Annotated in this window: 10 protein-coding genes; 8 read left to right on the top strand and 2 right to left on the bottom strand. The window is 66.2% G+C overall.

Features of this window, described 5'->3' with window-relative positions:
- The first annotated feature begins 17 nt into the window (after positions 1-17).
- Positions 18-536, top strand: a complete 519-nt coding sequence (gene ssb / locus EV666_RS07825) for a single-stranded DNA-binding protein (protein WP_132005677.1) — start codon at positions 18-20, stop codon at positions 534-536.
- 63 nt (positions 537-599) lie between these two features.
- Here ssb and EV666_RS07820 read toward each other — a convergent pair whose 3' ends face one another.
- Positions 600-1,034, bottom strand: coding sequence for a group III truncated hemoglobin (locus EV666_RS07820; RefSeq protein WP_132005674.1), 435 nt, complete (start codon positions 1,032-1,034; stop codon positions 600-602).
- Positions 1,035-1,778: 744 nt separating this feature from the next.
- On the opposite strand from EV666_RS07820, the gene gyrA reads away from it, so the two are divergent.
- The 6 genes from gyrA to EV666_RS07790 all read left to right on the top strand — a co-directional run bounded on the left by gyrA (position 1,779) and on the right by EV666_RS07790 (position 9,378).
- On the top strand, positions 1,779-4,493 hold the full coding sequence (gene gyrA, locus EV666_RS07815) for a DNA gyrase subunit A (RefSeq protein WP_376886312.1): 2,715 nt from the start codon (positions 1,779-1,781) through the stop codon (positions 4,491-4,493).
- Between the two features lie 273 nt (positions 4,494-4,766).
- Complete coding sequence (gene yajC, locus EV666_RS07810; protein WP_132005668.1) at positions 4,767-5,099, top strand: preprotein translocase subunit YajC; 333 nt, start codon at positions 4,767-4,769, stop codon at positions 5,097-5,099.
- 176 nt (positions 5,100-5,275) lie between these two features.
- Positions 5,276-6,889: a protein translocase subunit SecD gene (secD, locus tag EV666_RS07805; protein ID WP_132005665.1), complete on the top strand. Its 1,614-nt coding sequence runs from the start codon at positions 5,276-5,278 to the stop codon at positions 6,887-6,889.
- A gap of 173 nt (positions 6,890-7,062) precedes the next feature.
- The gene (secF, locus tag EV666_RS07800; protein ID WP_132005662.1) at positions 7,063-8,019 is read left to right on the top strand and encodes a protein translocase subunit SecF; all 957 of its coding nucleotides are present in this window, start codon (positions 7,063-7,065) and stop codon (positions 8,017-8,019) included.
- A 37-nt stretch (positions 8,020-8,056) separates the two neighbouring features.
- Positions 8,057-8,434, top strand: a complete 378-nt coding sequence (locus EV666_RS07795; RefSeq protein WP_132005659.1) for an Mth938-like domain-containing protein — start codon at positions 8,057-8,059, stop codon at positions 8,432-8,434.
- 59 nt (positions 8,435-8,493) lie between these two features.
- On the top strand, positions 8,494-9,378 hold the full coding sequence (locus EV666_RS07790) for a phytoene/squalene synthase family protein (RefSeq protein ID WP_245514285.1): 885 nt from the start codon (positions 8,494-8,496) through the stop codon (positions 9,376-9,378).
- Between the two features lie 39 nt (positions 9,379-9,417).
- On the opposite strand, the gene trmFO is transcribed toward EV666_RS07790, so the two are convergent.
- Positions 9,418-10,848 carry a methylenetetrahydrofolate--tRNA-(uracil(54)-C(5))-methyltransferase (FADH(2)-oxidizing) TrmFO gene (gene trmFO, locus EV666_RS07785; protein WP_132005656.1) on the bottom strand — a complete coding sequence of 477 codons (1,431 nt, stop codon included), beginning with the start codon at positions 10,846-10,848 and terminating at the stop codon, positions 9,418-9,420.
- 240 nt (positions 10,849-11,088) lie between these two features.
- On the opposite strand from trmFO, the gene EV666_RS07780 reads away from it, so the two are divergent.
- Positions 11,089-11,478 (top strand): HesB/IscA family protein, encoded by a 390-nt coding sequence (locus EV666_RS07780; protein WP_132005653.1) that lies wholly within the window; start codon positions 11,089-11,091, stop codon positions 11,476-11,478.
- Positions 11,479-11,499 lie beyond the last annotated feature (21 nt).

Here is an 11,499-nt window from a genome sequence, read left to right as displayed (position 1 = left end):
CAATTGAGGAGGGCCGCATGGCCGGTAGCGTCAACAAGGTGATACTCGTCGGCAATCTCGGCCGTGATCCGGAGACGCGGCGGATGCCTTCTGGCGAGCCCGTCGTGAACCTGCGGGTGGCGACGTCGGAAACATGGCGCGACAAGAACAGCGGTGAGCGGCGGGAACGCACCGAGTGGCACGCCGTGGTGATCTTTAACGAGAACCTCGCCAAGGTCGCTGAACAGTACCTGCGCAAGGGTTCGAAGGTTTACCTGGAAGGTCAGCTGCAGACCCGTAAATGGACAGACCAGAATGGCCAGGAGCGTTACACCACTGAGGTTGTGCTGCAACGCTTCCGCGGGGAGCTGACCATTCTCGACAGCCGCGGCGCTGGCGGCGGCGAATATGGGGACGAGGGCGGCGGCCGCAGCGTTGGCGGCGGCGGTGGCCGTGGCGGCGATTTCGGGCGGTCATCTCCGATGGAGCGCCAGACGGAGCGTTCGGGCGGCGGTTTCGGCGGCGGTTCTGGCCTCGACGACGACATTCCGTTCTGATCCGGTCCGGCGTGCGCCGCTGGCGCACGCCGTTCCACCGTCATGACGTCATGTCTTCTGGTTTTACGACTCTGCTGGTTTTACGACCTCGCGCGCTGGCGGCGTCGGGATGCGCTGGAACAGGGCGTATTGCAGGCTTCGGGCGATCAATTCCGCCTTGTCGACAAACAGCTGGGCGTCTTCCGGCGCGAACATTTCCCGCGCCGTCTGGCGCCACAGGGCAAGCCAGCGCAGGAACAGTTCAGGCGTGATCCGTTCGCGATGCCGGAAATGCGCCGGAACAGGCCGGCCCTGATAGCGCCGCGCGCCCAGCATCACCGAGCTCCAGAAATCGGTCAGGGTTTGCAGGTGCTCTGGCCAGTCGTGCACCGCATCGTTGAAGACGGGCCCGAGATCGGGATCCAGCCGCACCCGGGCATAGAAAGCTTCGACCAGCTGGCCGATGCTCACGTCATTGACAGTAGTGGCGGGCGACCAGCCCTGGGTGACGTTGTCCATGATGCAATCCGTTCTCGCCAGGGCCGCGCGTTCCTGACAGGGCGCGCCCTGTCCCCGCCTGGCCGCTCCGCCCCACGGGCGCGTGGCCTTTCGCCACTACGCAGCAGCTTTGTTCCCATGCGCCGGACCCGGTCACAGCGCCTGCCTGCATACCTTCCGGCAATAGATATGGACAGGGTCGCCTTAAGAACAGGGCTGGCCATGCGGCTGTGACGGCATGTCCCTGGCGCCGGCCGCTGTCCGGCGAGGCGCAAGGCGTCGCTTCCGGGCAGGAAGCGCCACCGGTTCATGGGGCGAAACGACGCCAGGTTCACGCTGGGTCGCGCCGTCATGTGGCGCCGCAGCAGTTCGCTGAATGAGGAAGGGCGGGGAACGAACGCATCCGCAATCGCCGCCGGAATGCAGTCGCACAGGCGTGCGCGGACATGCAGCATGCGTCGCCGCGCCGGTGCGACAGGGGGCGTCAGCTTGCGCTGTGACGCAACGGAAGGCGTTCGCAGGCGCGGCCGGCATTTGGCCGCTCCTGGCGCGGCGGCGTCACATGAATGATTTTTAAGGTGTTTTCTGCTTTTTCCCAACATGCTTCAGGGTTGGCTATTGCGCCCTGAATCGGTTAAAGCGAAGGCTTGTGGATCAGGATCGGCAGGATCGGAAAGTACCTTGGCGGAAGACGACCAGCAGGGGCCCGGCGCTCCCGACGAGCTCCCCGGAAGTGACATCAAGGCGGTTTCGCTGACCGACGAGATGCGCCGCTCATATCTCGACTACGCCATGAGCGTGATCGTGAGTCGCGCGCTTCCCGACGTTCGCGACGGCCTCAAGCCTGTGCACCGGCGCATCCTGTTCTCGATGCACGAGAGCAATTACACGCCGGATCGGCCGTACAACAAGTCGGCCCGCGTCACCGGCGACACCATGGGCAAGTACCACCCGCACAGCGGCCCGGCGATTTATGACGCCCTCGTGCGGCTGGCCCAGGATTTTTCGCTGCGCCTGCCGCTGGTCGACGGCCAGGGCAATTTCGGCTCCATCGACGGTGATCCGGCGGCGGCCGAGCGTTACACCGAGGTGCGTCTGGCGCGCCCGGCGGTGCTGCTGCTCGACGATCTCGACAAGAACACCATCGACTTCCAGCCGAACTACGACGGGCGCGAGAAGGAGCCGGTGGTTCTGCCGGCCAAGTTCCCGAACCTGCTGGTCAACGGAGCCGGCGGCATCGCCGTGGGCATGGCCACCAATATCCCGCCGCACAATCTGGGCGAGGTGATCGACGGCTGTCTGGCCTATATCAACGACCCGGCGATCAGCATCGATGACCTGATCGAGATCATCCCGGGGCCGGATTTCCCCACCGGCGCGGCCATTCTTGGCCGGGCGGGCATTCGCGCCGCCTATCACACCGGGCGTGGCTCCATCGTCATGCGCGGCGTCTGCACGGTCGAGGAAATCCGCAAGGACCGTGAAGCAATCATCTTCACGGAGATTCCCTACCAGCTCAACAAGGCGACTCTTATCGAGAAGATCGCCGAACTGGTGCGCGACAAGAAGATCGAGGGCATCTCCGACCTGCGCGACGAGTCCGATCGCGACGGCATGCGCATTGTCATCGAGCTGAAGCGCGACGCCGTGGCGGACGTGGTGAAGAACCAGCTGTTCCGGTTCACGCCGCTGCAGTCCACCTTCGGCGCCAATATGGTGGCGCTGAACGGCGGGCGACCGGAAACCATGAACCTCAAGGACATGATCGGCGCCTTCGTCGATTTCCGTGAGGATGTGGTGTCGCGGCGCACCAAGTTCCTGCTGAACAAGGCGCGTGACCGGGCGCATGTGCTGGTCGGTCTTGGCATCGCCGTCGCCAATATCGATGAGGTGATCAACCTCATCCGCACGGCGCCGGATCCGAACGCCGCCCGCGAAGCGCTGATGACCCGCCGCTGGCCGGCCATGGACATGGCGCCGCTGATCGCGCTGATCGACGATCCGCGTCATCGCCTGGAGGACGACAACACCTACCGGCTGTCGGAAGCGCAGGCCCGCGCCATTCTGGAGCTACGCCTGCAGCGCCTCACGGCGCTTGGCCGTGACGAAATCGGCGACGAGCTGAAGACGATATCGACGGAAATCGCCGAATACCTCGCCATCCTGTCGTCGCGCGAGCGTATCATGGGCATCGTCGCCAATGAGCTGATCGAGGCAAGGGCGTCCTTCGCCACGCCGCGCCGCACGCGCATCGACGACTGGGCCTCCGACGTGGACGACGAGGACCTGATCCAGCGCGAGGACATGGTGGTGACCGTGTCGCACGCCGGCTACATCAAGCGCGTGCCGCTCTCGACCTACCGGGCGCAGCGCCGTGGCGGCAAGGGCCGCTCCGGCATGAACACACGGGATGAGGATTTCGTCACGCGGCTGTTCGTCGCCTCCACCCACACGCCGATCCTGTTCTTCTCCTCGCGCGGCCAGGTCTACCGGGAGAAGGTGTGGCGGCTGCCGCTGGCGCCGCCACAGGGACGGGGCAAGGCGCTCATCAACATGTTGCCGCTCCAGGAGGGCGAGCGCATCACCACCATCATGCCGCTGCCCGAGGACGAAGCCAGCTGGGCCAACCTCGACGTGATGTTCGGCACGGTGAGCGGCGGCGTGCGCCGCAACAAGCTGTCCGATTTCACCAACGTCAATCGCGCCGGCAAGATCGCCATGAAGCTCGACGAAGGCGACGCCATTGTCGGGGTGCAGACCTGCACCGAGCATGACGACGTGCTGCTGACCACGGCGGAAGGGCAGTGCATCCGCTTCCCAGTGACTGACGTGCGCGTGTTCAAGGGACGTGATTCCACTGGCGTGCGCGGCGTCAGTCTGGCCGATGGCGATCGCGTCATCTCGATGGCGGTGCTGCGCCATGTGGAGGCCTCAGCCGAGGAGCGCAGCCTGTACCTCAAGCAGGCCGCCGCCGCGCGCCGCGCCGCCATGGGCGAGCACGACGATGTGGCGGAGGTGGAGCTGGAGGAGGGCGTCAGCGGCGACGCCGGGCTGGATCCGGAGCGCTATGCGGAGCTTGGCGCCAGGGAGCAGTTCTTGCTGACGCTGTCGGAAAACGGCTACGGCAAGCGCTCGTCCGCCTACGAGTACCGGGTCACCGGACGCGGCGGCAAGGGCATCGCCGCCATGGCGGTCAACGGGCGCAATGGCCCTCTGGTGGATTCGTTCCCGGTGGATGAAACCGACCAGATCATGCTGGTCACCGACGGCGGCCAGCTGATCCGCGTGCCGGTCGACGGCATCCGCATCATTGGCCGCAGCAGCCAGGGCGTGATTGTGTTCAATACGGCGGACGGCGAACGCGTTGTCTCCGTGGAACGGATCACCGATGACGGCGAGGAGGCCGAAGTCGTCGCGGGGGGCCGTGAAAACGGCCAGGGCGACGATGGCGACGAAGCTGGAGACGCCGGGGAAGCATAACGCGTGTCGGGCGGAGCGGCTGGCGCCTCTCCGTTCCGTTGCATCACGCCGGACATGGCGCTTGCGGCCGTTTGATTGGCCGGCGCGCCTTTGTTGGCGCGAGTGGCCCGTGAAAACGCGGGCGCCCGCCCGCCGGCAGGCGGCGCGCGCGTTGCCTTCCGGGTTTGCATCGCTATATACCGCCAGACAGAAGATCGGAGACGGTGGGGAAATCGACTGGCGCCGCGCCTTGCGGTCAGGCATTTCGCCCCCTCAATTTGGAGCGCCACTTACGTGATTACGCCCGCATTCGCCCAGTCCGGCGCCGCCGCCTCCGGCGGCAGCGACATGTTGCTGCAATTCCTGCCGTTTATCCTGATCTTCGTGATCATGTACTTCCTGATCCTGCGGCCACAGCAGCGCCGGGCCAAGGCCCATCAGGAGCTGGTGAAGAACCTGCGGCGCGGCGATACGGTCATCACCTCCGGCGGCCTGATCGGCCGGGTCACCAAGGTGGTCGACGATTCGCCGGAAGTAGAGGTCGAGATCGCCGACAACGTGCGCGTGCGCATCGTGCGCAGCATGGTGACCGAGGTGCGCAGCAAGGCCGAGCCGGTCAAGGCCTGACCTGGTCTGCTGAAAAGAACCTTCCGGCGCCCGCCGGAGGGTTTGTTTTGCGGAAGGCGCCCGGGCGCCGCCGTCCAGGCCCGCGGCCTGATCGCATGTGCTCCAACGCGGGCGCTTTCTCCCATGGGCCAGCTCCCCTGGGGCTTCCCGCCCAGACCCTGGAAAGCTTCTGATCGATGCTTCGCTACTCGACCGGCAAGATCGTCTCCATCCTCCTGCTGACCGTGCTCGGCTTCCTGTACGCCGCGCCGAACCTGATGACGCCGGAGACCCGCAAGGCGATCGAGGCGAGCGCGCCGTCATGGTTCCCGGGCTGGCTGTTTCCGCACAAGGCCATTGTGCTTGGCCTTGATCTTCAGGGCGGCTCGCATGTGCTGCTCGAAGTCGATTCCAACGATCTGGTGCGGACACAGGTCGCGACCCTGCGCGACGACGTGCGCCGGGTGCTGCGCGAGAGCAGGGTGACGCCGCAGGGCGGCATCACCGTGTTGCCGCGCGGCGTTCAGATCCGCTTCGCTGACGCCGCCGACAGGGACAAGGTGCTGCCGCGCCTGCGCGAGCTGTCCCAGCCCATCGGCAATGCCCTGCTGGGAACTGGCGGCGCGCACACTTTGGACATCGTGACGACGCCCGAAGGCGCGGTGCAGATGACGCTTTCCGAGGCGGGCGTGCGTGATCGCATTGGCCGCGCCATCAATCAGGCCATCGAGGTGCTGCGCCGGCGCGTCGACGCGCTGGGCACCACCGAGCCGAATATCCAGCGCCAGGGCGCCGACCGCATCCTGGTTCAGGTGCCGGGTTTGCAGGACCCGCAGCGCCTGAAGGATCTGCTCGGCAAGACCGCCAAACTGCAGTTCCGCTTCGTGGCGGAAGGCGGGGGCAATCGCGGCGAGGTCGACATGCTGCCGTCGAAGGACGCCGGCGGCGCCCTGACGCCTGTTGAGAAGCGGGTCATCGTCGAGGGCGAGGACCTGGTTGACGCCCAGCCGTCGTTCGACCAGCGCACCTCGGAGCCGATCGTCAATTTCCGTTTCAACATGAAGGGCGCCCAGCGCTTCGGCCAGGCGACGACGGAGAACGTCGGCCGGCCGCTCGCCATCGTGCTCGACAACGAAATCGTCTCGGCCCCGCGCATCATCAATCCGATCACTGGCGGCTCCGGCCAGATTTCCGGCCGCTTCACCGTGCAGCAGGCGAACGACCTGGCGCTGCTGCTGCGCGCCGGCGCGCTGCCCGCCAAGCTCACCGTGGTGGAAGAGCGCACGGTGGGTCCGGGCCTCGGCAAGGATTCGATCAACGCCGGCCTCAAGGCCACCTATGTGGCGGCGATCTTTGTCGTGCTGTTCATGTTCGTGACCTACGGCCTGTTCGGCCTGTTCGCCAATATCGCCCTCATCGTCCACGTGGTGTTCATTCTGGCGCTGATGTCGCTGCTCGGCGCCACCATGACCTTGCCTGGCATCGCCGGCATCGTGCTGACCATCGGCACTGCCGTCGACTCCAACGTGCTGATCTATGAACGCATACGGGAGGAGGCGAAGGCGGGGAGATCGATCATATCGGCGATTGACGCCGGCTTTACCCGGGCGTTCGCGACAATCTTTGACTCGAACAGCACCATGGCCATCGCCGCCGTCATCCTGTTCCTGCTTGGCACCGGTCCGGTGCGCGGCTTCGCCGTGGTGTTCATTCTCGGCATCCTGACCACGGTGATCACCGCCGTCACCATGACGCGGATGATGATCGCGCTGTGGTACCGGATCGCCCGGCCCAAGGCGTTGCCGTTCTGAGACTTGCAGGGGCTTCGCGCCCCGGGCCGTGCGCGGGTGAGCTTTCAGGGCCAGCCGCGCAAGGTCATAAAATTCATGATGTTGCAGCGGATTTCTGCCCTCATGGGTGAAATCCGGTATGTTCCCCGGGCCGCAGCCAGCTCCGCCGGAACGCCGTGAAAGGGTTACCGATCGTGCGTTTGCTCCGTATCGTTCCTGACAACACCCGGATCAAGTTCGTCCGGCGTCGTGTGTTCAGCTTCCCGTTCTCGGCGCTGGTTTCGGTGGCGACGGCCGTGTTGCTGCTGGTGTGGGGCCTGCACTTCGGCATCGACTTCACGGGCGGCACGCTGATCGAAATGCAGGCCCGCAACGGCCAGGCCAATGTGTCGGTGGTGCGCCAGGCCGCCAACGCCATCAGCGTCGGCGAGGTTGAGGTGCAGGAGTTTGGCGCCGGCGGCGTGTCGATCCGCGTGCCGGTGCAGCCTGGCGGCGAGAGCGCCCAGGGCGAAGTGGTGACAAAGGCGCGCGCCGCTTTCGAGAAGGACTACGAGTTCCGCCGCGTCGAGACGGTGGGGCCGCGCGTTTCGGGCGAGCTGGTGCAGTCCGGCACGCTGGGCGTGGTCCTGGCGATCCTGGCGGTGATGGTTTACCTGTGGTTCCGCTTCGAGTTGCAATTCGCCATCGGCGCCATCATCGGCACCATGCATGACATCGTGCTGACGGTCGGTTTCTTCGTCATCACCCAGATCGAGTTCAACATGACCTCGATCGCCGCCATTTTGACCATCGTGGGCTATTCGCTCAACGAAACCGTGGTGGTGTTCGACCGCACCCGCGAACTGATGCGCCGCTACAAGACAATGCCGCTGGACGAGTTGCTGGATCTCTCCGTCAACACCACCCTGTCGCGCACGGCGATGACGGCGACCACCACGGCGCTGTCGCTGCTGGCGCTGGTGCTGTTTGGCGGCGAGGCCATTCGCGGCTTCGCCGTGGTGATGCTGTTTGGCGTGGTGATCTGCACCTATTCGGCCATGTTCGTCTCGACGCCGGCGCTGCTCTATCTGGGCGTGCGCAGCGGTCGGATGGCCGATGAGCCGGCCGACACGTCTGTTCCCGTGTCGGTTCAGGGAACGGGCAAGGCGTGAACCAGGGCGACGTGACCGCGGCCATGGGACAATGACCATGAACGGCGAAGACAGGTTTTTGCCGGGGCATCATGAGCTGGACGCCTACGGCAACCATGGGTTCCGTTTCGGCGGCATGTCGCACCGGGGCTCAATCCTGACGACGCCTTCGGGCGTCCGCGCCTGGCCGGTTGAGGCGACGGCCGGGATCAGCGTGGCGTCTCTCGCGCCAGCCATCGCCGAAGCGGCCAGCATCGACCTGCTGCTGATTGGCACGGGCGAGACGCTGACGCCCTTGGCGCCGGAACTGTTGGCGACGTTGCGGGAAGCGGGGCTGCGCGTCGACGTGATGAGCACGGCGACAGCGGCGCGCACCTATAATTTTCTGGTTTCCGAAGGTCGCCAGGCGGCCGCGGCCCTGATCGCGGTGCCCTAACCGGCAGCCGGAGGCGGCATGGACGATCTGGTCCGTTGGAGCCGTCTGGACGCAGGACAATGACAGCGATGGCTGACGACAGCCCCGACATGCGTCTTGCCGACGCCTACCAGCATTGCCAGCAAGTGACCCGGTCTGGTGAAAGTGACCGCTATCTGGCGACGCTGCTGGCGCCGCCGGCGGCGCAGCCGGCGTTGTTCGCGCTTTACGCCTTCGCCCATGAGGTTGGCCGGATTCGCGACGTGGTGAAGCAGCCGCTCGCCGGCGAAATCCGGCTGCAATGGTGGCGCGACGTGGTGATGGGCGAGGGGCGCGGCGACGTGTCGGGCAATCCGGTGGCGGCGGCGCTGCTCGACGTGATCGCCCGTTACCGCCTGCCGCAGAAGGTGTTCCTCGATCTGCTCGACGCCCGCACCTTCGATCTCTACGACGATCCCATGCCGTCCGTCGCCAGCCTCGAAGGCTATTGCGGTGAGACGTCGTCGGTCCTGCTGCGGCTCGCCAGCCTGATCATCGCCGATGGTGGCGACAGCGGTGGCGGCGATGCGCCGGGTCACGGCGGCGTCGCCTTTGGCGTCGCGGGCCTGCTGCGGTCGCTGCCGTGGAGCGCCCGGCTTGGCCAGGTTTTCGTCCCCGCCGACCTGCTGGCGCGGCATGGCGCCGGGCGTGAGGATATTGTCCAGGGGCGTGACACGCCGGCGGTGCGCGCCGCGCTGGCCGACATGCGGGCGCTGGCGCAGAGTCACTATGGCGCCTTCCGCAAGACCCTTGCCGCCAGCCCCAGGGCGGTGCGCGCGGCGTTTCTGCCGGTGGCGGTGACGCCGCTGTATCTGCATCGCATGGACCGGCCTGACTGGCGCCCGTTCACCGAGGTGGTGGAGCCGCCGCAGTGGCGGCGGCAATGGCGCATCTGGCGCGCGTCGCGCGGCGCCTGGGGGCGGTAGCCCCGGCGCCGTCGTCGCCGGCGACAACGGCGTTGTCCGTCAGGCGAACCCGCGTTCCATCCAGGCGGCGAGATCGGCTCTGGCCCGATCGGTTAGCGCCTGCTTTTTGGCGACCGCCTTCTCCTTGCCGCGCATGCGCTTGCCGGTTGTATTGCGCAGCGGTTCGGTCAGGGGCGGGAACAGTCCGAAATTGACGTTCATCGGCTGGAAGGAGCGCGGGGCGCCTTCCTCATCGGCGGCGATGTGCCCGCCGGTAATGTGGCCAACCAGCGCCCCCAGGGCCGTGGTTGGCGGCGGCGGCGCGAAATCCTTGCCGAGCCGTGCGGCGGCGGCGGCCATGCCGGTGAAAATGCCGATGGCGGCGCTCTCCACATAGCCCTCGCAGCCGGTGATCTGCCCGGCGAAGCGCAGGCGTGGCTGGGCTTTGAGGCGCAACTGGCCGTCGAGCAGGCGCGGTGAATTGAGATAGGTATTGCGGTGCAGGCCACCGAGACGGGCGAATTCCGCGTTCTCCAGTCCCGGAATGGTGCGGAACAGCGCTGTCTGGGCGCCATGCTTCAGCTTGGTCTGGAAGCCGACGAGATTGTATAGCGTGCCGAGGGCGTTGTCCTGGCGGAGCTGGACAATGGCGTAGGGCTTGACTGTGGGATTGTGGGCGTTGGTCAGGCCAACCGGCTTCATCGGTCCGTGACGCAGGGTTTCGCGGCCGCGCTCGGCCATGACCTCGATCGGCAGGCAGCCGTCGAAATAGGGCGTATTGGCTTCCCATTCCTTGAACGAGGTTTTCTCACCGTCGATCAGTCCGTCGATGAAGGCGTTGTACTGGTCCTGATCCATCGGGCAGTTGATGTAATCGGCGCCGCTGCCGCCAGGGCCGGCCTTGTCATAGCGCGACTGGAACCAGGCCTTGCTCATGTCGATGCTGTCGCGGTGGACGATGGGGGCGATGGCGTCGAAGAAGGCGAGGGATTCGGCGCCGGACAGTTCACGAATAGCGTCGGCCAGCGCGGGGGAGGTCAGCGGTCCCGTGGCGACAATCACCTCGTCCCACGCCGCCGGCGGCAGTCCGGCGATCTCGCCGCGCTCCACGGTGATCAGCGGATGGGCCGTGATCCGCGCGGTGACCTCGGCGGCGAAGCCGTCGCGGTCCACCGCCAGCGCGCCGCCAGCCGGCACCATGTGAGCGTCGGCGGCTGCCATCACCAGCGAGCCGAGGGCGCGCATTTCCTGGTGCAGCAGGCCGACAGCGTTGGCGTTGGCGTCGTCGGAGCGGAACGAATTCGAGCACACCAGTTCGGCGAGCTGGTCGGTGTGATGGGCGTCGGTGCCGCGTTCCGGGCGCATTTCGTGCAGCACCACCGGCACGCCGGCGTTGGCCAGCCGCCAGGCGGCTTCGCTGCCGGCAAGGCCGCCGCCAATAACATGAACGGGACGGAGCGCCGTTGGCGCGGGCGAAACGGAAACGGTCATTCGGTTGGTGCGCCTGATCTGGGAAACTCTGAAACGGTGAGGGCGGAACGGCTCGCGGTTCCCCGCCCATCGGGACGCCATAGCACATCTGGCGGCTTTCGCCGCCTCCGGCGTGGCTGGCCCTTCATCTTCCATGCCCCCCTGGACGAACCGCGCCGGGTTTCCTATCTTGGGAGGGTGCGCTGGCGTTCGCGCTTCCTGCCGGAAGCGCCCCCCGGCGCAAGCAAAGGTTCAGGAAATATGGCCAGTTCAGCTTCGCCCATGCAGATCATGAAGATTTCCGACGCCGCCGCGGCGCGCGTGCGCGAGATCATGGCCAACTCGTCCGATCCCATCGCCGGGGTGCGCGTCGGCGTGCGCAAGGGCGGCTGCGCCGGCATGGAATACACCATGGATTACGCCCGCGACATCAACCCGAAAGACGAAGTGGTGGAGGACAAGGGCGTCCGCATCTTTGTGGATCCGGGCGCGGTGATGTTCCTGCTCGGCACGGAGATGGATTTTAAAACCGACCGGTTGTCGTCGCAGTTCGTTTTTAACAATCCGAACCAGATTTCCGCCTGCGGTTGCGGCGAGTCGGTTTCCATCGTTCCGGCGGGCGCGACGGCCCAGGCGGCCGCCTCCCGTTAGGGGCGGGCCAGCGGCGTGCTC

This window comes from Camelimonas lactis, assembly GCF_004342915.1.
GTDB lineage: Bacteria > Pseudomonadota > Alphaproteobacteria > Rhizobiales > Beijerinckiaceae > Camelimonas > Camelimonas lactis.
Note: the sequence above shows the minus strand (reverse complement) of the source record. Positions and strands in the feature narration are given on the sequence as shown.

Excerpts from the sequence above, each read along its gene's own strand:
- EV666_RS07795 (WP_132005659.1), top strand. The coding sequence starts at position 8,057 with ATGAACGGCGAAGACAGGTTTTTGCCGGGGCATCATGAGCTGGACGCC.
- EV666_RS07790 (WP_245514285.1), top strand. The coding sequence starts at position 8,494 with ATGACAGCGATGGCTGACGACAGCCCCGACATGCGTCTTGCCGACGCC.
- EV666_RS07780 (WP_132005653.1), top strand. The coding sequence starts at position 11,089 with ATGGCCAGTTCAGCTTCGCCCATGCAGATCATGAAGATTTCCGACGCC.
- EV666_RS07820 (WP_132005674.1), bottom strand. The coding sequence starts at position 1,034 with ATGGACAACGTCACCCAGGGCTGGTCGCCCGCCACTACTGTCAATGAC.
- ssb (WP_132005677.1), top strand. The coding sequence starts at position 18 with ATGGCCGGTAGCGTCAACAAGGTGATACTCGTCGGCAATCTCGGCCGT.
- trmFO (WP_132005656.1), bottom strand. The coding sequence starts at position 10,848 with ATGACCGTTTCCGTTTCGCCCGCGCCAACGGCGCTCCGTCCCGTTCAT.
- secD (WP_132005665.1), top strand. The coding sequence starts at position 5,276 with ATGCTTCGCTACTCGACCGGCAAGATCGTCTCCATCCTCCTGCTGACC.
- gyrA (WP_376886312.1), top strand. The coding sequence starts at position 1,779 with ATGCGCCGCTCATATCTCGACTACGCCATGAGCGTGATCGTGAGTCGC.